This window comes from Pseudonocardia sp. ZF1 (assembly GCF_056835605.1).
In genome coordinates, this window is the sequence record NZ_JAJNBY010000001.1 from 4695429 (window position 1) to 4715599 (window position 20171).

Annotated in this window: 22 protein-coding genes; 9 read left to right on the forward strand and 13 right to left on the reverse strand. The window is 75.0% G+C overall.

What is annotated here, in order from left to right:
- Positions 1-2: 2 nt before the first annotated feature.
- Genes ZF1_RS22550 through ZF1_RS22570 form a run of 5 tightly spaced genes read right to left on the reverse strand, consistent with a single transcriptional unit; the run spans position 3 to position 5308 of the window.
- The gene (locus ZF1_RS22550; RefSeq protein WP_073576349.1) at positions 3-1352 is read right to left on the reverse strand and encodes a coenzyme F420-0:L-glutamate ligase; all 1350 of its coding nucleotides are present in this window, start codon (positions 1350-1352) and stop codon (positions 3-5) included.
- The gene (gene cofD, locus ZF1_RS22555; RefSeq protein WP_073576350.1) at positions 1345-2343 is read right to left on the reverse strand and encodes a 2-phospho-L-lactate transferase; all 999 of its coding nucleotides are present in this window, start codon (positions 2341-2343) and stop codon (positions 1345-1347) included. The genes ZF1_RS22550 and cofD overlap by 8 nt, the downstream gene beginning before the upstream one ends.
- Positions 2344-2361: 18 nt before the next feature.
- Positions 2362-3309, reverse strand: coding sequence for a DNA-3-methyladenine glycosylase family protein (locus tag ZF1_RS22560; protein WP_301548999.1), 948 nt, complete (start codon positions 3307-3309; stop codon positions 2362-2364).
- An 11-nt stretch (positions 3310-3320) separates the two neighbouring features.
- Positions 3321-4391 carry a mannose-1-phosphate guanylyltransferase gene (manB, locus tag ZF1_RS22565; protein ID WP_073576351.1) on the reverse strand — a complete coding sequence of 357 codons (1071 nt, stop codon included), beginning with the start codon at positions 4389-4391 and terminating at the stop codon, positions 3321-3323.
- Between the two features lie 38 nt (positions 4392-4429).
- The gene (locus ZF1_RS22570; protein WP_073576352.1) at positions 4430-5308 is read right to left on the reverse strand and encodes a glycosyltransferase family 2 protein; all 879 of its coding nucleotides are present in this window, start codon (positions 5306-5308) and stop codon (positions 4430-4432) included.
- Between the two features lie 414 nt (positions 5309-5722).
- Here ZF1_RS22570 and ZF1_RS22575 point away from each other — a divergent pair, with 414 nt between their 5' ends.
- From ZF1_RS22575 to ZF1_RS22590, 4 genes are read left to right on the forward strand one after another with little or no spacing between them, the layout of a single operon-like run.
- Positions 5723-7387, forward strand: a complete 1665-nt coding sequence (locus ZF1_RS22575) for an LCP family protein (protein WP_083658764.1) — start codon at positions 5723-5725, stop codon at positions 7385-7387.
- A 17-nt stretch (positions 7388-7404) separates the two neighbouring features.
- Complete coding sequence (locus ZF1_RS22580; RefSeq protein ID WP_083658765.1) at positions 7405-8151, forward strand: TIGR03089 family protein; 747 nt, start codon at positions 7405-7407, stop codon at positions 8149-8151.
- Between the two features lie 22 nt (positions 8152-8173).
- The gene (gene ilvA / locus ZF1_RS22585) at positions 8174-9439 is read left to right on the forward strand and encodes a threonine ammonia-lyase IlvA (RefSeq protein WP_073576353.1); all 1266 of its coding nucleotides are present in this window, start codon (positions 8174-8176) and stop codon (positions 9437-9439) included.
- 58 nt (positions 9440-9497) lie between these two features.
- Positions 9498-9770: an MSMEG_0570 family nitrogen starvation response protein gene (locus ZF1_RS22590; RefSeq protein ID WP_482638745.1), complete on the forward strand. Its 273-nt coding sequence runs from the start codon at positions 9498-9500 to the stop codon at positions 9768-9770.
- A 42-nt stretch (positions 9771-9812) separates the two neighbouring features.
- Here the strand turns inward: ZF1_RS22590 and ZF1_RS22595 are convergent, their stop codons facing one another.
- Positions 9813-10991, reverse strand: a complete 1179-nt coding sequence (locus ZF1_RS22595) for a benzoate/H(+) symporter BenE family transporter (RefSeq protein ID WP_482638288.1) — start codon at positions 10989-10991, stop codon at positions 9813-9815.
- A 234-nt stretch (positions 10992-11225) separates the two neighbouring features.
- On the opposite strand from ZF1_RS22595, the gene ZF1_RS22600 reads away from it, so the two are divergent.
- From ZF1_RS22600 to ZF1_RS22610, 3 genes are read left to right on the forward strand one after another with little or no spacing between them, the layout of a single operon-like run.
- The gene (locus ZF1_RS22600) at positions 11226-11744 is read left to right on the forward strand and encodes a DUF1097 domain-containing protein (RefSeq protein WP_251784309.1); all 519 of its coding nucleotides are present in this window, start codon (positions 11226-11228) and stop codon (positions 11742-11744) included.
- A gap of 25 nt (positions 11745-11769) precedes the next feature.
- Positions 11770-12006 carry a helix-turn-helix domain-containing protein gene (locus tag ZF1_RS22605; RefSeq protein ID WP_062397580.1) on the forward strand — a complete coding sequence of 79 codons (237 nt, stop codon included), beginning with the start codon at positions 11770-11772 and terminating at the stop codon, positions 12004-12006.
- A 59-nt stretch (positions 12007-12065) separates the two neighbouring features.
- Positions 12066-12599: a helix-turn-helix domain-containing protein gene (locus ZF1_RS22610; protein WP_482638289.1), complete on the forward strand. Its 534-nt coding sequence runs from the start codon at positions 12066-12068 to the stop codon at positions 12597-12599.
- 58 nt (positions 12600-12657) lie between these two features.
- Here the strand turns inward: ZF1_RS22610 and ZF1_RS22615 are convergent, their stop codons facing one another.
- Genes ZF1_RS22615 through ZF1_RS22625 form a run of 3 tightly spaced genes read right to left on the reverse strand, consistent with a single transcriptional unit; the run spans position 12658 to position 14791 of the window.
- Positions 12658-13128, reverse strand: coding sequence for a hypothetical protein (locus ZF1_RS22615; RefSeq protein ID WP_482638290.1), 471 nt, complete (start codon positions 13126-13128; stop codon positions 12658-12660).
- A complete protein-coding gene (locus tag ZF1_RS22620) occupies positions 13089-13622 on the reverse strand; it encodes a hypothetical protein (protein WP_482638291.1) in 534 nt (177 codons plus the stop codon). Before ZF1_RS22620 ends, ZF1_RS22615 begins: the two co-directional genes overlap by 40 nt.
- Before the next feature lie 14 nt (positions 13623-13636).
- Positions 13637-14791, reverse strand: coding sequence for an acyl-CoA dehydrogenase (locus ZF1_RS22625; protein ID WP_208821713.1), 1155 nt, complete (start codon positions 14789-14791; stop codon positions 13637-13639).
- A gap of 60 nt (positions 14792-14851) precedes the next feature.
- Between ZF1_RS22625 and ZF1_RS22630 the strand changes: the two genes are divergently transcribed.
- Complete coding sequence (locus ZF1_RS22630) at positions 14852-15559, forward strand: TetR family transcriptional regulator (protein WP_208821716.1); 708 nt, start codon at positions 14852-14854, stop codon at positions 15557-15559.
- A 306-nt stretch (positions 15560-15865) separates the two neighbouring features.
- On the opposite strand, the gene purE is transcribed toward ZF1_RS22630, so the two are convergent.
- Positions 15866-16378 (reverse strand): 5-(carboxyamino)imidazole ribonucleotide mutase, encoded by a 513-nt coding sequence (gene purE / locus ZF1_RS22635; RefSeq protein ID WP_178376051.1) that lies wholly within the window; start codon positions 16376-16378, stop codon positions 15866-15868.
- Positions 16375-17619, reverse strand: a complete 1245-nt coding sequence (locus ZF1_RS22640; protein WP_308215835.1) for a 5-(carboxyamino)imidazole ribonucleotide synthase — start codon at positions 17617-17619, stop codon at positions 16375-16377. Before ZF1_RS22640 ends, purE begins: the two co-directional genes overlap by 4 nt.
- Before the next feature lie 34 nt (positions 17620-17653).
- Here ZF1_RS22640 and ZF1_RS22645 point away from each other — a divergent pair, with 34 nt between their 5' ends.
- Positions 17654-18181: a GtrA family protein gene (locus tag ZF1_RS22645; RefSeq protein ID WP_179761869.1), complete on the forward strand. Its 528-nt coding sequence runs from the start codon at positions 17654-17656 to the stop codon at positions 18179-18181.
- A gap of 16 nt (positions 18182-18197) precedes the next feature.
- Here the strand turns inward: ZF1_RS22645 and ZF1_RS22650 are convergent, their stop codons facing one another.
- A complete protein-coding gene (locus ZF1_RS22650; protein WP_208821719.1) occupies positions 18198-19472 on the reverse strand; it encodes a sensor histidine kinase in 1275 nt (424 codons plus the stop codon).
- 7 nt (positions 19473-19479) lie between these two features.
- Positions 19480-20136, reverse strand: coding sequence for a response regulator transcription factor (locus ZF1_RS22655; RefSeq protein ID WP_062397592.1), 657 nt, complete (start codon positions 20134-20136; stop codon positions 19480-19482).
- Positions 20137-20171: the final 35 nt, after the last annotated feature.

Here is a 20171-nt window from a genome sequence, read left to right on the forward strand (position 1 = left end):
GCTCACAGCTCCAGCAGGCCGTCGCCGGCCGGTCGGGGAGCGCGCGGGGCGATCGGCTCGGCCGGCACGCCGACGGCGACCGCACCGAGCGCCGCCCAGTCGTCGGGCAGGTCCAGGACCCGGCGGGCGACGTCCGCGGCGAAGATCGTCGAGCCGACCCAGCAGGACGCCAGCCCCTCCGCGGCCAGCGCGACCAGCAGGGACTGCACCGCCGCCCCGCCGGCGACGGTGAACATGTCCCGCTCGGCGGCGTCCCGGGCCGGGTCCGGGTAGCCGTGCATCCCCGCGGTGGACCGGAACGCCAGCACCAGCTCCGGGGCGCGTCGCAGCAGGTCCCCGCGGGCGAGGCGACGCTCCACCTCGTCGGCCGGGCGCCCGTCGGCGACCAGGTCGGCGCGCCAGCGCTCGCGCAGCGCGTCGAGCACCGCGGTGCGCCGCGCCGCGTCACGCAGCCACACGAACCGGAACGGGGTGCTGTGGTGCGGCGCGGGCGCGGTCAGCGCGACGCCCACGGCGCGGCGCACGGCGTCGTCGTCGACCGGCTCGTCGGCGAAGTCCCGGGTGCTGCGACGCAGCAGGACCGCCTCGCTGCGCCCGCGGGCGATCGCCTCCTCGGTGCCCAGCCAGAACAGGTCCTCCTCGATGGGCCGGATCAGGTCACGGGCGGTCGAGCCGTCGTCGGGCAGGGCCGCGCCGCGCAGCACCGCGACCGGCAGCCCGCCGAGCTTGCCCTTCACCAGGTCCGCGGCCGCGGCGATCTCGTCGGCGACGGCGATCTCGGTGACGACCAGGTCGTTGCCCTGGCCGTCGACGGCGCCGGAGTAGCCGTGCAGCACCGGCAGTCCGGCCGAGCCGATCGCGATGTCGGTCTGGCCGACCCGCCAGCTGCGCCCCAGCGTGTCGGTGACGACGACGCCGACCTCGACCCCGAGCCGCTCCCGCAGCCCGGCGCGCAGCCCGGCCGCGCTGGCGTCCGGGTCGGCCGGCAGCAGGGCGAGCTCGTCGCGGCGGACGTTGGAGCCGTCGATGCCCGCGGCGGCCTGCACGATGCCGAGCTTCCCGGCCACGATCAGCGTCCGGCCCTTGCGGGCCACCACCCGCTCGGTCTCCTGGTCGACCAGCCTGCGGCGCAGCGCGTCGCGCTCCTCCTCGTCGGCGGGGGCAGGCACCAGCCTGCCCTCGACCTTGGAGAACACCTTGCTGGTGACCACCACGACGTCGCCGTCGCGCAGCCAGGTCATCCGCTCGGCCAGCGCGGCGGTGAGGTCGTCGCCGGGGCGGAACTCCGGAAGCCCCGGGACTCCGATGATCTCCAGCCGCTGCGACGCGTGGTCGGGGAAACCCTCAGACACCGACGCCCGCCAGCTCGAACGCGGCGCGGGCCATGGCGGCGGTCGCGTCGTGGTCGGTCATCAGCAGCGGCACCTCGCGCACGGTCGCGCCGGGCACGGTCGCGGCGTCGCCGGTGTGCACCAGGTAGCCGTCGAGCAGTCCGCCCTCGCCGCGGCCGCCGTAGTGCCGGCCCACGCCCTCGGCGCTGGTCTCGACGCCGATCGCGGTCAGGCAGGCGTCGGCCATGCCCCGCACCGGCGCCCCGCCGACGATCGGGGACAGCCCCACGACCTTCGCGGGCGTCGCCGCGAGGGCCTGGGCCATCCCGGGGACCGAGACGATCGTGCCGATCGACACCACCGGGTTGGACGGGGCGACGAGCACGACGTCGGCCCCGGCGATCGCGGCCCGGGCGTCGGGCAGGATCGCGGCCTGGTCGGCGCCGACCGAGGCGAAGCGGTACGCCTTCGGGGCGGCCCGGTGCCGGATCCACCACTCCTGGAAGTGGATCGCGACCTGCGGGGTCTCCTCGACCGCGGCCGGGTCCGGGTTGTCGATCACGACGTGGGTCTCGACGCGGTCGTCGGAGGCGGGCAGCACCCGCACCCCGGGCTGCCAGCGGTGGCAGAGCGCCTCGGTGACCTGGGACAGCGGGTAGCCGGCACGCAGCATCCGGGTGCGGACGAGGTGGGTGGCGACGTCGCGGTCGCCCAGCCCGAACCAGGTCGCCTCGGCGCCGTAGGCCTCCAGCTCGGCCTTGACCGACCACGTCTCGTCCGAGCGGCCCCAGCCCTTCTCGACGTCGATGCCGCCGCCGAGGGTGTACATGACGGTGTCGAGGTCCGGACAGACCCGCAGCCCGTGCAGCCAGATGTCGTCGCCGACGTTGACCACGGCGGTGACCTCGTGCGCGGACTCGCCCGACCCCACGGGGGGCAGTCCGAGCGCGTGCTTCACGCCTTGCAGGAAGCGGGCTCCGCCGACGCCGCCGACCAGAACGGTGACCTTCACACGGCGACCCTACGTCGGTCAGAACGAGCGGTAGTCGCGCGGGGAGAACCGGGGCCCGAACCGGGGACGGCGGAACCCGGACGCCTCGATGTAGCGGACCGCGCGCTGGCGCTGCGGCACGTAGGGAGCGAGCACCTCGAGCATCCCCGCGTCGTCGAGGTCGTGCCCGAGCAGCGCCCAGCCGACGGTGTTGGGCACGTGGAAGTCGCCGAAGCTGACCGCGTCCGGGTCGCCCCAGGCGCGCTGGGCGATCTCCGCGGCCGTCCACACCCCGATGCCGCGGACCCGGCGCAGCAGCACCCGGCCCTGCTCCCCGCCCAGCTCGGCGGCCCGTTCCAGCCGGTGGGCGACGACGGCGGCGTGCAGGATCGCCGTCCGCCGGGCGTGGTCGACGCCGGCCCGGTGCCACTCCCACTCCGGCACCGCGCGGATCTGCCCGGGTGTCGGCGGCACCCGCATGCCGGCGGGCACCACCCCGGCCGGGCCCGGTGCGGGCGACCCGAACCGCCACGCGAGCTCGCGGAACGAGCGGTGCGCCTCGGTGCCGGTGACCTTCTGCTCCAGCACCGCGGGCAGCAGCGCGTCCCACACCCGGCCGGTGGAGCCCAGCCGCAGCCCGGGACGGCGCCGGTGCGCGTCGGCGACGAGCGGGTGGTGCGCCACGAAGGCCGACGGGTCGTCGTCGGCCCCCAGCAGCGACGGCAGCCGGTCGACCTCCCAGGCCGCGCCCGGCCCCCAGCCGGTCGCGCGCACGGTGCCGTGCGGACCGCCGTCGGCGCGGCGGCGGATCGCGACGGTGGCGGGGCCGGCCGGCGTCGTCGAGACCCGCCAGATCACGGCACCGTCGACGGCGGTGCGCCAGGTGGGGTCGCCGCGGCCGCGGCGCAGCGGGGCGAGGACGCCGTACAGGTCGAGCGGGAACGGCGGCCGCCATTCCCGGTCCACCACCACGGCGGCCGTGTCCACGCCCCCGATGGTCACACGTCGGGCGAGAACCGGACCCCGTGGGGCGGCAGCGTGACGTCCGGCCACACCCGCATGTTGTGCCGCAGCTCGCAGTGCGCGCCGATCACGGCCCGGTCGCCGACCACGGTGTCGCGGACGCTCGCGCCCTCCTCGACGACCGCACCGGCCCCGATCACCGAGTTCTCCACGACCGCGCCCGCCTGCACCATCGCGCCGTCGAACAGCATGGAGCCCTCGACCCGGGCGCCGGAGCCGATCCGGGCGCCACGGCCGACGGTCGTCCCGCCGAACACGAACGCGTCGGAGGCCACCTCGGCCCCCTCCAGCACCATCGACTCGCCGGTCGGCCCGGGCAGCGCCGCCGAGGGCGCGACCCCGCGGACCAGGTCCGCCGAGCCGTGCACCAGGTCGCCGGGGGTTCCCATGTCGCGCCAGTAGGCGACGTCGACGTGGCCCTGCACGTGCGCCCCGGAGGCGAGCAGGTCGGGAAACGTCTCACGCTCCACCGACACCGGCCTGCCCTCGGGGATGGTGTCGATGACCTCGCGGCGGAAGACGTAGCACCCGGCGTTGATCTGGTCGGTCGGCGGGTCCTCGGTCTTCTCGAGGAACTCCAGCACCCGGCCGGTCGGATCGGTGGGGACGCAGCCGAAGGCCCGCGGGTTCTGCACCCGCACCAGGTGCAGCGTGACGTCGGCACCGGTGCTGCGGTGGGTGTCGGCGACGGCGGTCAGGTCGGTGCCCGCCAGCACGTCGCCGTTGAAGATCATGACGTGCTCGGCGGAGAGCTTGCCGGCCACGTTGCGGATGCCCCCGCCGGTGCCCAGCGGCTCGGTCTCGGTGACGTAGGTGAGGTCCAGCCCCAGCGACGAGCCGTCGCCGAAGTGCTCCTCGAAGGTCTCGGCCAGGTAGCTCGTCCCCAGCACCGCCCGCCGGATGCCCGCCTCGCGGATCCGCGACAGCAGATGCGCCAGGAACGGCACCCCCGCCGTCGGCAGCATCGGCTTGGGCGCCGACAGGGTCAGTGGCCGCAGCCGGGTGCCCTTGCCCCCGACCAGCACGACCGCCTCGACGTCCTGCAACGCAGGTTCCCCCTCAGGTTCTTTCTTCTCGTTCGCGCTCAGCCGGTCCGCCGCAGCAGACCCGAGCGCACGGCCAGGCCGGCGCGCAGGGCCGCACGCAGCGGCGCGTGCACCGGACCGCGGTGGCGGTCGGCCAGGTAGCGGTAGGCGCTGCGGTGGTGCTCGGCGAGCATCCGTGCCGACACCTCCGGCTTGCCCGTGGACGCTCCGCCCACGTGTACGACATCGGCGCCGGGGACGTACACGTTTCGCCATCCGGCGAGACCGAGCCGCATCCCCAGGTCGACGTCCTCGAAGTACATGAAGTAGCGCGGGTCGAAACCGTCGACGGAGTCGAACGCGGTGCGCCGCAGGAGCAGGCACGACCCGGACAGCCAGCCGGCCGCGCGTTCCGTCAGGTCCTCCCGGCTGCGCCGGTAGGCCGCCGTCCAGGGATTGCCCGGCCAGACCGGGGCCAGCACGGCGTGCGCCGCCCCGGCCGTCAGCGACGGCACCTCGCGCGCCGAGGGGTAGACCTCGCCGGACGGCTCGCGGATCAGCGGGCCGAGCGACCCGGCCCGGGGGTGGCGACGGCCGGCGTCGAGCAGGATGTCCAGCGAACCGGCACCCCACTCCAGGTCCGGGTTGGCGACGACGACCCAGCCGTATCGGTCGGGCAGCGAGGCCACGCCGCGGTTGGCGGCGGCACCGTAGCCGACGTTCTCCCCGATCGGCAGGACCGTCACGTGGTCGCGCTCGCGGGCCGCGCGCTCGGGGGCGCCGTCGACGGATCCGTTGTCGGCCAGGACGACCGGCACGTCCGTGCGGGTCGTCGCGCCCCGCAGCGAGTCGAGGAAGGTGTCCAGCAGCGCGCCCGGCGAGTAGGTCACCGTGACGACGGCGACCCCGTCGCCGTAGGACCGTGCGTCGTCGGTCACGTGGCCTCCCCGTCCTTTTCGTCCACCCCGCGCATGTCCCGCAACCTAGTCAGCACGGGCACACCCGCGCCCGGCGGCTCCGTCCGGCACCGCCCGTTCGCGCCCGCGAAGATCACACTCCGTCACCGCGACCATGATCGCGATACCCTCACTCCAACGTTCGGACCGTCCCCGAGCAGCGACGACACGCCGTACCCGTGTGTCACCCTCAAGTCCCGACCCCCTACGACGACCGGGCGAGCAACCCGACACGCAGGCCTGTACGACCCACCGCGGGGGCCCGGATGCTGCACCCTGGTCCCCGACCGGGGTGTCCGGTCCCAGAGACGCACGAGCCGTGCTCGGGTTCACCGGACTCCCCCGTCCGGGTGAGACGCAGCGGCGCGGACGAGACGGACCCCGAGGGGAGCGAGCATGGGCGAGGGCTACCGGGACCGCTCCCGCCCGTCGGCCGCCGAGCGCGCCGCGGCGCGACGGTCCGGCCGCCCCGCCGCCCCCGGCGACCGGTCCCGCTCGCCCCGGGTCCGCCCGGACACCGGCGCCGCACGCGGACGCCCCGCGGGCTCCGCGGGCTGGAGCCGGGCCGGGACCGCGACCGGCCCCGACGAGCACCCCCCGTACCCGGCGCGGGGCGGGCGCACCGGCGGAGGACCGCCCCGGGCCCGCGGGCTGCTGGCCCGGCTGCGGGTCGCCGTCGCCGTGCTGTCGGCGCTGACGGTGCTGCTCACCGGCGCCGTGTGGACCTTCTACCGCGACGTCACCGGCGGCATCACCACGACGAACCTGCTGTTCGGCGGCTCCGCGGGCGGCGAGCAGAACATCCTGCTGGTCGGCGTGGACAGCCGTACCGACGCGCAGGGCAACCCGCTGCCGGCCGACGTCCTGGCCCAGCTGCGCAGCGGCGCCGAGTCCGGCGTCCTCAACTCCGACACGATCATCGTCGTGCACCTGCCCGCCGACGGCGGCAGCGCGACCGCGTTCTCCATCCCGCGCGACTCCGAGGTGTCGATCCCCGGGATCGGCCGCAACAAGATCAACGCCGCCTACCCGCAGACGAAGGCGGAGACCGCGTCCCGGTTGGTCGCCGAGGGCGTGCGCGACCCCCGGCAGATCGACCAGGACTCGTCGCAGGCCGGTCGGCAGGCCCTGATCGACACCGTGCAGGACCTCACCGGGCTGGCCATCGACCACTTCGCCGAGGTCAACCTGCTCGGCTTCTACAACCTCACCAACGCCGTCGGCGGCGTCGACGTCTGTCTCAAGGCCCCGGCCAGGGACGAGTTCTCCGGCGCCGACTTCCCCGCAGGCCCGCAGACGATCTCCGGTGCCGACGCGCTCGCGTTCGTCCGGCAGCGGCACGGGCTCGCCGGCGGGGACCTGTCGCGTATCAACCGTCAGCAGGTGTTCCTCGCCGCGGTCGCCAACAAGGTCCTGTCCTCGGGCACGCTCACCGACCCGACCAAGCTCGGAGCGCTCATCGAGGTGATCCAGCAGTCGGTCGTCATCGACAGCGGCTGGGACCTGCTCGGCTTCGCCCGCGAGGCGTCGTCGATCGCGGCCGGGAGGATGGACTTCCTGACCATCCCCACCGGCGGCCCGGAGACCACCCGCGGCAAGGACGTGCTGCTCGTCGACCCCGCCGAGGTCCGCGACTTCGTCGCCCACCACACCGACCCCGAGCCCGAGGAGGCGCCCGCGACCTCCACGGAGGCGGCGGCGCCGGTCGTGGCCGACGTGGCGAACGGGTCCGGGGTGACCGGGCTGGCCGCGCAGGTCGCCGACACCCTGGGCCGCACCGGGTTCACCCCCGGCGAGGTCGGCAACGCCCCGGACCGCACCACCTCGGTGGTCCGCTACAGCCAGGCCGACGGCGACGCCGCCGCCCGCCGGGTCGCCGAGGCGCTGGGTGGCATCGGCGTCGAGCAGTCCGACGCCGTCGCCCAGGGCCGGGTCCAGGTGCTGCTCGGCACCGACCGCGCGAACGGCGGCCGGTCGACCTCCGCGGCGGCCGCGCCCGCCGCCGCCCCGGCTCCCTCGACCCCGCCGATCACCGCGGGCGGGGTCCCCTGCATCGACTGACGTAGCGTTCCGGCGTGATGGACACCGTCTTCGGCTCCGGCCTGTTCCTCACCGACGCGCTGCTCGGCCCGGCGCTCGGCGCCGCCGCCCCGCGACCGCTGGTCACCCACTACGACGACGCGACCGGCGAGCGGACCGAGCTGTCCGGCACGACCACCGCGAACTGGACAGCGAAGGCGGCGAACCTGCTGCGCGACGAGGTCGACGTCGAGCCGGGCACCCGGGTCGCGGCGCTGCTGCCCGCGCACTGGCAGACCGTCGCCGCGCTGCTGGCCGTGTGGTCCTGCGGCGCGGAGCTGATCGGCGACCCGGCGGGCGCGGACGTCGTGCTCGCCGACGCGGCGCGGCTCGACGTGGCGCTCGCGGCCGGGGCGGGCACGGTCGTCGCGTTCTCGCTGGACTTCTTCGGCCGCGGCCTGGGCGACCTCCCCGGTGGCACCGTCGACTTCGCGACCGAGGTGCGGGTGCACGGCGACGAGTTCGTCCCGTGGGACCCGGTGGACGGCGCGGCCCCGGCCTGGGACGGCGCGAGCGGAGAGCAGGTCCTGGCCGCGGCCCGGGAGCGTGCGGACGCACTCGGCATCACCGCGGGCGCCCGGGTGCTGTCGAGCACCGGGTGGGACAGCGCGGACGGCCTGCGCGACGGGCTGCTCGCCGTCCTCGCGGCGGGGGCCTCGCTGGTCCAGACCGTGAACGCCGCCGAGGACCCGGCGACCCTCGACCGCCGCGCGGAGTCCGAGCGGGTCACCCTGCGCCTGGGGTGAGCGGCGACCCCGTGCGGGGGTCATGACACCCTGGTCGACCGTGACCCCCTCTGTGAGCGCCCGGGACGTCGACGACGCGGCGGCCCGGCTCCGCGCCGTCATCGGCCCGACCCCGCTGCAGCTCAACCCCCGCCTGTCCGACGCGCTCGGCGGCGAGGTCTGGGTCAAGCGCGAGGACCTGCAGCCGGTCCGTTCGTACAAGATCCGCGGCGCCTACAACCTCATCGCGCAGCTGCCCGAGGCCGACCGTCTCGCCGGCGTCGTCTGTGCCAGCGCCGGCAACCACGCCCAGGGCGTCGCGTTCGCCTGCCAGCGCCTCGGCGTGACCGGGCGGGTGTACCTGCCCGGCACGACCCCGCGCCAGAAGCGGGACCGGGTCGCGCGGCTGGGCCGCGACGCCGTCGAGGTGCGGGTGGTCGGCAACACCTACGACGAGGCCGCCGCGGCCGCCCGCGCCGACGCCGATTCCACCGGTGCCACCCAGGTGCCCGCCTTCGACGACCCGCGCACCGTCGCGGGCCAGGGCACGATCGCCCGCGAGATCGTCTCCCAGCTGGCCGACCCGCCGGATGTGCTGGTCGTGCCGGTCGGTGGCGGTGGACTGCTCGCCGGGGCCATCACCTACCTGCGCGAGCACGCGCCGTCGACCCGGATCGTGGGCGTCGAGCCCGCCGGGGCGGCGAGCATGGCGGCCGCGGTCGCCGCGGGCGAGCCGGTCGACCTGGGATCGCTGGACCCGTTCGTCGACGGCGCCGCCGTGCGCAAGGTCGGCGCGGCCACCTTCGACGTGGTGCGCGACGCGGGCGTGGAGTTGCTCGCGGTGCCCGAGGGCCGGATCTGCGTCGAGATGCTCGCGCTCTACCAGTCCGACGGGATCATCGCCGAGCCGGCGGGCGCGCTGTCCCCCGCGGCGCTGGACCGGCTCGACATCCCCCGCGACGCGACGACGGTCTGCCTGCTCTCGGGCGGCAACAACGACGTCTCCCGCTACGCCGACATCGTCGAGCGCGCCCTGGTCTTCGAGGGCCGCAAGCACTACTTCCTCGTCGAGTTCCCGCAGGAGCCGGGCGCGCTGCGCCGGTTCCTCGACGACGTCCTCGGCCCGGACGACGACATCACCCTGTTCGAGTACACCAAGCGCTCCAACCGGGAGACCGGCCCGGCCCTGGTCGGCATCGAGCTGGGTTCGCCGGACGACCTGCCCGCGCTGCTCAAGCGGATGCAGGAGGCTCCCCCGCACATCGAGCCGATCCCGCCGGACAGCCCGCTGTTCGGCTTCATCCTGTAGACGCCGCGCGCAACACGGCGGCAATCCGGGCCGCCTACCGTGCACGACCGTGCCCGAGATGATGTTCGACGTCCGCTGGCCGGACGGCACCGAGGTCAGCTACTACTCGCCGTCGCTGGTGGTGACCGAGCACCTGGACACCGGCACGACCTACCCGGTGGCCGAGTTCGTCACGCGCAGCCGCACCTGCATGGAGATCGCCGACGCGCGGGTGCGGGCGAAGTACGGGTTCGGCTGCGCGCAGTCGGCGCGGACGATCGCGCTCATCGACGCGGCCGCGGGGCGGTTCGCCCCGACCGACGAGGTGCGGGTGGAGAGTTTCCGCCGCTGACGCCGCCGGGTCCTGCGGTGATGTGGCGGCTGCGGCGCGGCGTCACGCGGCGGCCCGGCGCCGCCGCAGCACCAGGTGCAGCGCCACCCCGGCGAGCAGCCCCCAGAACGCCCCGCCGATCCCGGCGATCGTGACCCCGGCCGCCGAGACCAGGAACGCGGCGGCAGCGGGCACCCGCGCGACGGCCGGGTCCGGCGCCGGGTCGGTGACGGCGAGGGCCCCGGCGAGCGCGGCACCGAACGTCCCGAGCAGCGCCAGCCCCGCGACGGACTCCACGACCCCGGGCGGCGCGGCCGCGACCAGGGCGGCCATCGTCGTCGCGAGCGGGGCCAGCAGCAGGCAGGCGACGCCGTTGGCCTGGCAGGCGACCCAGCGTCGCGCCGGGTCCGGGTGGGACTCGGGCGAGGCGGGCAGCGCGGCGGTGATCGCGGCCAGGTTGATCGCGTGCGCACCGGCCGGGGCCCCGAGCACCGTCCCGGCGCCGGTGAGCACCATCGCGTACCGCCAGGGGACGGGGTAGCCCGCCGCGGCGAGCACCGCGACGCCGGGCACGTTCTGCGAGGCCATCGTGACCACCCAGAGCGGCAGCGCGACCCCCACCAGGGCCGCGACCGAGAAGGCCGGGGCGGTGAGGGCGATCTCCGGCGGGCGCAGCCACGACCAGCCGTCGGCGAGCACGACGACGATCACCAGCGCCAGCCCGAACGCGGCCGGGGACGCCCAGCGCGGCGCGAACCGCGACAGGACGACCCACAGGACCACGATCGGCGCCACCAGCAGCGGCCGCTCGACCAGCGCACGGACCGGCGCCAGGCACAGCGGCAGCAGCACACCGGCCAGCATCGCCTGCGCGATCGGCGCCGGGATCGCGCCGACGAGCCGCCCGAGCGGGCGCACGAGCCCGGTCGCGACGATCAGCAGACCGCCGACGACGAACGCGCCGACCACGGCGGGCCACCCACCCGCGACGGCTCCGGTGGAGGCCAGCAACGCCGCGCCGGGAGTGGACCAGGCGACCATCAGCGGGCGGCGGAACCGGCGGGACAGCCAGATCGTCGCCACCCCCATCAGCGCGGTGAGCACCACCAGCCCGGACGCGGCCTGCGCCGGGTCGGCACCGGCCGCCGTCAGCCCGGCGAGGACGACGGCGAACGAGCTGGTCACCCCGATCACCGCGGAGACGACACCGACCGACACCGGTTGCGCCCAGGAACGATCCACGGCGCCACCCTAACCGCGTCGTTCTGTAAACAGAACTCGCCGCGGGCGGTAAGCAGGATGTTCTGCAGCCGATACACGGGGAGCCGCCGACCCGACCAAAGATGACCGAACCGTGTCGTCCGGAAAACAGGCGGTGACGTCCGGTCCGCCGATCTTGGTACGGCCACCTGCCGCGGCCCATCCTGCGTGGGCCGCCGCACCCGCCGGGCGCGGCTCTACCGGAAGGCCCGTCTCATGAAGCTGCCCGTCGCTCTGGCCCTGGTGATCGGCGTCGCCGGGGCGGTGATCGCGTACCTCTACCTCGGTCCGCTCTCCGGGCTCGGCCTGTTCGTACCGGCGACGTTCCTGGGCGCCGCGACGTTCTTCGCGGCGGGCGGTGACCGGCCCGCGCTGGTCACCGCTCTGGCCACGAACGTCTGGGGCATCGTCACCGGCACCGTCATGCTGGTCCTGGCCGGCCTCACCACGAACCCCGCCCTGCTGGGCCTGATCATCGGCGGGATGACCGCGGTGTTCATCCTCGGTGCGCTCGTACCGGTGCTCGGGTTCGTCCCCGGCGCGGTCGTCGGGTTCGCCACGACCGCGGCGTTCGGCCTGCTCAGCGGGGCGTCGGGCACCGACTTCTCGCTGCCCACCGGCCCCTTCACGGTGATGCTGCTGTCGTTCGTGGTCGGCTCGGTCGTGCTGGGCTACGGCTGCAGCCTGGTCGTCGGCCGCCTGACCGCCCGCTCCGCGGCACCCGCCGCGGCCTGACCGGCGGCGGCGCCCGGTGCGACTGGTGACCACCGGCGAGGCCGCGACCAGACTGGCCCTGAGCCCGCGGGCACTGCACCGCTGGGCCAGGGCCGGCCTGGTGACACCGGCCTTCCGGGAACCGGACGGCCGTGACCTGTGGGACGTGGAGGATCTGCGGGACCAGGTCACGGCGCTCCCGGCCCGCTTCTCCGCGGCCACCGCGGTGCGCGACCCGGGGACGCCCGTGCCGCGGCCCGGCCCGGACGCGCCGGCGGGGTAGCCCGCGCTCCCCCGCCGCGGGCGTCCACCTGTCCGGACGGGCCGGGCTACAGTCGCCCGGTGGACGACGGGGGGCTGCGCACGGCCGTCGGCGCACGGCTGCGGACGGCCCGGGCCGCACGCGGCCTGTCCCTCGGAGCGCTCGCGGAGCGGGCGGGGATCGGCAAGGGCTCGCTGTCGGAGATCGAGAACGGCAGCCGCAACCCCACCCTGTCCACCCTCTACGCGCTCGCGGACGCCCTCGGCGTACCGCTGTCGCGGCTGCTCGCCGAGCACCCCGGGGCCGAGGTCGCCGGCCCCGGCATCACCGCGCGCCTGCTGGACACGGCCACCGACGACCACGGCACCGTCGAGGTGTACGCCCTGGCCCTCGTCCCGGAGGCGGTGCACGTGTCCCCCGGGCACGGTCCGGGCGTGATGGAGCACCTGCTCGTCACCCGCGGTGCCGTCCGGGCCGGACGCAGCGGGCGCGAGGCCGACCTCGGCACCGGCGAGGCCACCCGCTGGCCCGCCGACGGCGAGCACACCTACACCGCCCTCGCCGGGGAACCGGCCGCGGCCGTGCTCGTCATCCGCACCCCGCCGGGTCCGTGATCGTCGGCACCCCGGCGCTGCGCACCCGGCCCCGGACCGCGGCCCGGGTACCGACTCCTCAGGCCGCCGCCTCCCACCAGGCGAGCACCCGGGTGGCGTACAGGGTCAGCCACGGCGACGGCTCCCCCGGCGGCACGTCCACCTCGAACCACATCTCACCCGGGTCGCGGACGCCCTGGACCCAGCGCCCGTCCGGCCGCCGCGACGCGCGCAGCGCCGCGACGGCGTCGCCGAGCCGCGGGTCGGGCGGGACCCCGTCGAGCGCGGCGGCGAGGCGGAAGTACTCCGTGCCGCGCAGCACGTCGTGCCGCCAGCGCAACGGGTAGGCGAGCTCGGCCGGGTCCCGTTCGAGCTCCACCGGCTCGCCGGTCGAGAGCCGGTACAGCAGACCGCGGGTCAGCAGGTACTCCTCACCCGACCGGCGGGCGGCCCGCGTCGCGACGGTCCCGCCGGTGGCCCGCTCGTGGGCGAGCAGCCCGTACAGCGCGTTCAGCGTGGAGTGGAACGACGACCGCTGCGCGCCGTCCACCCAGAAGCAGTTCCAGCCGCCGTCGGCGAGCCGGTGCTCGGCGAACCAGGCGGCGAGGCGTCCATGTCACGGCCGAGCCACAGTCCGTTGGCGACGGTGAACGCGTTGATGCAGGCGTCGACCTCACCGTCCCAGTAGGGCAGGTCGTCGTACTCCCAGCGGCACGACTCGAGCTTCTCCGCGGTGCCCGCCAGCGCCGCCGGGTCCAGGCCCCACTCGCGCAGGGCGTTCAGCGACCAGGTCGTCGCCGTCCAGGGCTGCCCCTCCACCGTGGACGGTGCGGCCGGGAAGTACGCACCGCCCGCCCAGGTGCCGTCGGGGTCCTGGCGGGCGAGCAGCCGCGCGCCCATCCCCTCGGTCGCGACGCGGGCGCGGGTGGCCTCCCAGACCTCGGGAGGCGCACCCGCCAGGTCGCGCTCGACCTGCCAGCGCAGCGCCGGATCGGTGTCGAGCAGCCGGTCGAGCAGTGCGCGGTCCACGACGGCCCCGTCCATGGGGCGTCAGGGTGTCACCTGAGCAGCGAACGCGCCATCACCATCCGCTGGATCTGGTTGGTGCCCTCGTAGATCTGGGTGATCTTCGCGTCGCGCATCATGCGCTCGGCCGGGAAGTCGCGGGTGTAGCCCGCGCCGCCGAGCAGCTGGACGGCGTCGGTGGTCACCTGCATCGCGGTGTCGGAGGCGAAGCACTTGGCGGCCGAGGAGATGAAGCCCAGGTCGGGCTCGTTGCGCTCGGCGCGCGAGGCGGCCACGTAGCAGAGCTGGCGGGCGGCCTCGACCTTCATCGCCATGTCGGCGAGCATGAACTGCAGACCCTGGAACTCGGCCAGGTGCCTGCCGAACTGCTTGCGCTCCTTCATGTACTGCGTCGCGACGTCGAGCGCACCCTGCGCGATGCCGACGGCCTGCGCACCGATGGTCGGACGCGTGTGGTCCAGCGTGCGCAGCGCGGTCTTGAAGCCGGTGCCCTCGGCGCCGATGATCCGGTCGGCCGGGATGCGGCAGTCCTCGAAGTGGATCTCGCGGGTCGGCGAGCCGTGGATCCCGAGCTTGCGCTCCTTGGTGCCGACGACGAAGCCCGGGTCGTCGGAGTGGACCACGAACGCCGAGATCCCGTTGGCCTTCTTCTCCGGGTCGGTGACGGCCATGACCGTGTACCAGGTCGACTCGCCCGCGTTGGTGATCCAGCACTTGGTGCCGTTGAGGACCCACTCGTCGCCGTCGCGGCGGGCGCGGGTCTTCATCGACGCGGCGTCGGAGCCCGCCTCCCGCTCGGAGAGCGCGTAGCTGACCATCGCCTCGCCGGCGGCGACCGACGGCAGGACCTGCTTCTTCAGCTCGTCCGAGGCGGACAGCAGGATCGGGGTGAGCCCGAGCCCGTTCACCCCGGGGATCAGCGAGGACGACGCGCAGACCCGCGCGACCTCCTCGATCACGATGCAGCCGGCGAGCTCGTCGGCGCCCTGGCCGCCGTACTCCTCGGGGATGATCACGGCCTGGAAGCCGGCCTTGACCAGCGCGTCGCGCGCCTCGACGGGGTACCGGCCCTGCTCGTCGACGTCGGCGGCGTGCGGGGCGATCTCCTTCTCCGCCAGGTCCCGGACCGCCTCGCGGAGGGCCGTGTGCTCGTCGCTGAGCCGGTAGCTGTCGAACTCGCTGTTCATGCCGACCATGCTAACGGCACTCCGTGCCACATGTCACGGGACCTTGCTACCCTCCGTGCCATGACGACCAGCACGCGGCGCGGGCGTTCCCCCGAGGGGCGGGCCGAGGTGCGGCGGGAGCTGGTGGCGGCGGCCGCGCGGCTGTTCACCGAACGCGGCTACGACGACACGACCGTCGACGACATCGCCGCCGCCGCGGGCGTCGGGCGCCGCACCTTCTTCCGCTACTTCCGCGGCAAGGAGGACGCGCTGTCCCCCGACCACGAGCGCGGGCTGGCCCGGATCGGCGAGGTGTTCGCCGGCGCGCACCCCGACGAACCGCTGCCGTCACTGGCACTGCGTGCCGCGGAGACGGTGTTCGAGCTCTACACCGAGGACCCGGAGGTCGCCCGGCTGCGCTTCGCGCTCGTCGGCTCGGTGCCCGCGCTGCGCGACCGCGAGGCCGCGTCGGTGCACCACTACCGACGGCTGTTCACCCGCGAGCTCACCGCCCGGCTGGGCGACCGCCCGGACGGCGAGCTGCGGGCCGCGGTGACGGCGGCGGCGCTGGTCGCCGCGCACAACCAGGCGCTGCGCCGGTGGCTGGTCGAGGGCGCGCGTGACGCCGACCTGCCCGGCACCGTCGACCACTTCCGCCGGGTCGCGCCGATGCTGCCGCTGGAGGACGCGGGCGAGCCGGCCCCGGCACCCGACCTGGAGGACGTGACCCGGCGTCTGGAGCGCGCGGCGCGGACCCTGGAACGGGAGTCGACCCGGCGCACGGGCTGAGCCCGGCCCCGGGGCGTCCGGCCCCGGACATGCGTGATCCCCGGGCCGCACCGGGGTGCGTCACCGAACCGGACAGAGTTCGAACCCGGGGATCACGGGTGACCGTCGGGAACTCGCCGGCACCACACCGGCTTCCACGACCGCCTCTCCGACGGGTTCTCCCCGCCGGAGCAGAACGTGGTGCTAGCTGACGGCCACCTCACGTGTCCTGCTGTAGCTCATCTGCTGGACCACCTCCTCTCCCGTGTACCGACACCGTACGCACGGGATCGAGCGGCGCGCCACCGGAAAATCGCGGCCCGGTCCTCAGCCCTCGCGGGCGGCCACGCGCAGCGCCGCGTCCTTGTCCAGGACGCTGCGCTCGAGGTCGGCCTGGTACTCCACCATGGCCTGCCGGAGCCGCTCGTCGCCGGCGCCGAGGATGCGCACCGCGAGCAGTCCGGCGTTGCGAGCGTTGCCGACCGCGACGGTCGCCACCGGCACGCCGGCGGGCATCTGCACGATCGACAGCAGCGAGTCCAGGCCGTCGAGGTACTTCAGCGGCACGGGCACGCCGATGACCGGCAGCGGCGTCGCGGCGGCGACCATCCCGGGCAGGTGCGCGGCGCCACCGGCCCCGGCGACGATCGCCTGCAGGCCGCGGTCGGCGGCCGAGGCGGCGTAGTCGAGCATCCGCTGCGGGGTGCGGTGGGCGGAGTAGACGCCCACCTCCCACGGCACGCCGAACTCGTCGAGCGCGGCGCCCGCGGCGCCCATCACCGGCCAGTCGGAGTCGCTGCCCATGATCACGCCCACGCGCGGGGAGCCGGTCTGCGTCATCGAGGTCCTTCCGGGGAGTGCGGGGAGCGGGGATCGCCGGTGTGGGCGGACCAGCCGTCCGCCCAGGTCGCGGTGGCCAGCCAGCCCGCGGCGAGCTCCGCGCGGGTGCGCACGTCGGCCTCGTCGCGGCCGAGCACCGTCACGTGGCCGATCTTGCGGGCCGGGCGGCCGTCCTTGGCGTAGAGGTGCACCTTCGCCTCGGGGAAGCGCGCGAAGCAGTGGTGCAGCCGCTCGTCCATGCCCATCGCGGGCTCCTGCGCCGCACCCAGCACGTTCGCCATCACCGCGACCGGGGCGACCGGGGCGGTGGAGCCGAGCGGGTAGTCCAGCACCGCGCGCAGGTGCTGCTCGAACTGCGAGGTGACCGAGCCCTCGATCGTCCAGTGCCCGGAGTTGTGCGGGCGCATCGCCAGCTCGTTCACGACGACCTCGCCGGGCGCGGTCTCGAACAGCTCGACCGTCATCAGCCCGACGACGCCGAGCTCGGCCGCGATCCGCAGCGCCAGTTCCTGGATCCGGGCGGCGTGGTCCGGGTCGAGCCCGGGGGCGGGCGAGGTGACCCGGGCGCACTGGCCGTCGACCTGCAGGGTCTCGACGACCGGCCATGCGGCGGCCTGGCCGAAGGGCGAGCGGGCGACACTCGCGGCCAGCTCGCGGGTCATCGGGACCGCGGACTCGACGAGCAGCGGGGTGCCGGCGTCGAGCAGGTCGGCGACCAGCCGGTCGGTGTCGTCGCCGCCGGCGCGCAGGAACCAGACGCCGCGGCCGTCGTAGCCGCCGCGGGTGGCCTTGAGCACGACCGGCCAGCCGTGCCCTGCCCCGAACGCGGCGACGTCGCCGGGCGCCGCCACCTCGGCGAACGCGGGCACCGGCAGCCCCATCTCCGACAGCCGTCGTCGCATCACCAGCTTGTCCTGCGCGTGCACGAGCGCCGAGGGCGGCGGCCGCAGCGGCAGCCCGGCCTCGGCGAGCGGGACCAGCACCTCCTGCGGGACACCCTCGTGGTCGAACGTGACGGCCGAGCAGCCCGTCGCGAGCTCCCGCAGCGCGGCGGCGTCGTCGGGGTCGCCGATGACGACGTCCGGCGTCGCCCGGGCCGCCGGATCGTCCGGCGACGCGGCCAGCACCCGCAGGGTCTGCCCCAGCGCGACGGCGGCCTGGGCGGTCATCCGGGCCAGCTGGCCACCGCCGACCATGCCGACGACGGGCAAGGCGGCCTTCTGCGCGTCAACCCTCTCCACGAGACCGGGAGCCTAATCTGGCACGATCGATCCCGTGACGGTGGTGGAGGCGACGCTCGCCAGGATCCCCCAGCCGTACCGCGACAAGGCGATCAAACACCGCGAGCTGATCAAGTTCCTGATGGTCGGTGGCAGCACCTGGGTCATCGACACGGTGGTGTTCCTGGTGCTGAAGGCCACGGTGCTGGCCGACAAGCCGGTGACCGCCAAGGTGGTCGCGGTGCTGGTGGCGACGATGGTGTCCTACGTGCTGAACCGCGAGTGGTCCTTCCGGACCCGCGGCGGGCGCGAGCGGCACCACGAGGCCCTCCTGTTCTTCGTGATCAGCGGGGTCGGGGTCGGGGTGTACTCGGCGCCGCTGTGGGTCTCGCGCTACGTCTTCGAGCTGCAGGTGCCGTTCGTCTCGCTGGTCGCCCAGGAGTCCGCGGACTTCGTGGCCGGCCAGATCGTCGGCACCCTGGTCGGGATGGCCTTCCGCTGGTGGGCGTTCCGCCGGTTCGTGTGGCCGGACCAGTTCGTGCGACGCCAGCCCCCGCCGGTCCCCCCGGCCCCCGGGGACTGAGCGACCGGGCCACCGGCTACCGCGGGCCGGTGCGGTCGGGCACCGGGGCCGCCGCGGCGACGTCGTCGGTGCGGGCCGCGGGCAGGTACAGCCGGAACACCGGCGGCCGGGCCCGGGACAGCTCCAGCCTGCCACCGTCGGCCTCGACCAGCGTCCGGGCCAGCGCCAGCCCCAGCCCGGTCGAGGACTGCGCCGAGATGCCCCGGTCGAACACGTGCGGCACCAGGTCCTCCGGCACGCCGGGCCCGGTGTCGGACACCTCCACCAGCAGCGCGTTCTCCCCGGTCCGCGCGGAGATCGTGACCGGTCCGTCGCCGTGCTGCAGCGCGTTGTCGACGAGCACCCCGATCGCCTCGCGCAGCCGTGCCGCGGTCACCCGGGCGAGCAGCCCCTCGGGCACCCGCACCTTGAGCGACCGGCCGGCCGCGGTGAGCGGGCCGCGCCACTCCCGCTCGGCGTCGGCGACGGCCTCGGCCAGGTCGACCGGTTCCGCCCCGACCGCCCGCGCGGCGCGCGCGGACTCCAGCAGGTCGTCGAGGACGGCGGTGAGCCGCTCGGTCTGCTCCAGCGCCGCGTTGGCCTCGCGGCGGGCGTCCGGGTCGGGGTGGCAGGCGAGCTCGTCCAGACGCAGCTGCAGCGCGGTGATCCGGCTGCGCAGCTGGTGGGACACGTCCCCGACCAGCGACCGCTCGCGGTGCAGCAGCTGGGACAGCGCCGTCGCCGAGGAGTCCAGGACCTCCGAGACGCGGTCGAGCTCGGCGATGTCGTAGCGGGCCGGGGACCGGCGGAAGTCGCCCGCACCGAGGCGGGCGGCGCGGGCCGCGAGGTCGCGCAGCGGGTCCGACAGCCGGCGCGCGGTGTACACCGCGACCCCCGTGCCGACGGTGACGGAGAACCCCACCAGCAGCACGACGACGGCCACAACCTGGGTCTGCTGGGACCGCATCACCGAGGTCGGCTGGGACAGCTCCATGATCCCGCCCGGCCCGAACGGCAGCGACTCGGTCACCGGGTCGTCGACCCGGTCCACGCCGTAGACGATCGGGTCGGAGTCCGGCGGCACGACCACCAGCCGGGAGTTCGGCGGGATCGCCGCCTCCACCAGCCGTTGCGACTGCGGCCCGGTGCCGTACTCCTCGACGGTCTCGGTGACCTGCTCGAGGCGCTGGGTCAGCTCGGCACGGGTGAAGTCCTCGACGAGCTGCCAGGTCGCGAGCGCGAGCGGGCCGCCCAGGAACAGCGCGGTCAGCGCCACCGTCAGCAGTGTGGAGATCAGGATCCGGCGGCGCACGGCGACCTCAGTCCGAGTTGTACCGGAAGCCGACGCCGCGGACGGTGGCGATCCGCTTCTCGCCGCCGATCTTGCGGCGCAGCCACGACATGTGCATGTCCAGCGTCTTCGACGACTTCATGTCCGCGTCACCCCAGACCGCGTGCAGGATCTCCTCGCGCGTCACGACCTGGCCGGCGTGGATCATCAGCACGCGCAGCAGCTCGAACTCCTTGTTGGCCAGGGAGATCTCGTCGCCGTCGAGCAGGACGCGGCGGCCGGACAGCTCCATCCGCAGGCCGTCCACCTCGACGACGTCCTGGGTGCGGCGGCGCAGCAGCGCCCGCACCCGGGCCAGCAGCTCGGCCAGCCGGAACGGCTTGGACACGTAGTCGTCGGCGCCGGCGTCGAGCCCCACGACGAAGTCGACCTCGTCGGTGCGGGCGGTGAGCATGAGGACGGGCAGGTCCGGCAGGGTCGCACGGACCCGCCGGCAGACCTCCAGGCCGTCCATGCCGGGCAGCCCCAGGTCGAGCACGAGCAGGTCGACCTGCGCACGGGTGACCCGGTCGACGGCGCCGACGCCGTCGGCGACGACGTCGACGTCGTACCCCTCGCGCTGCAGGGCCCGCGACAGCGGCTCGGCGATGGCCGCGTCGTCCTCGGCCAGAACCACGGTGGTCATCTCACCGAGCATAGGGCTCCGGGCCCCGGGCACGG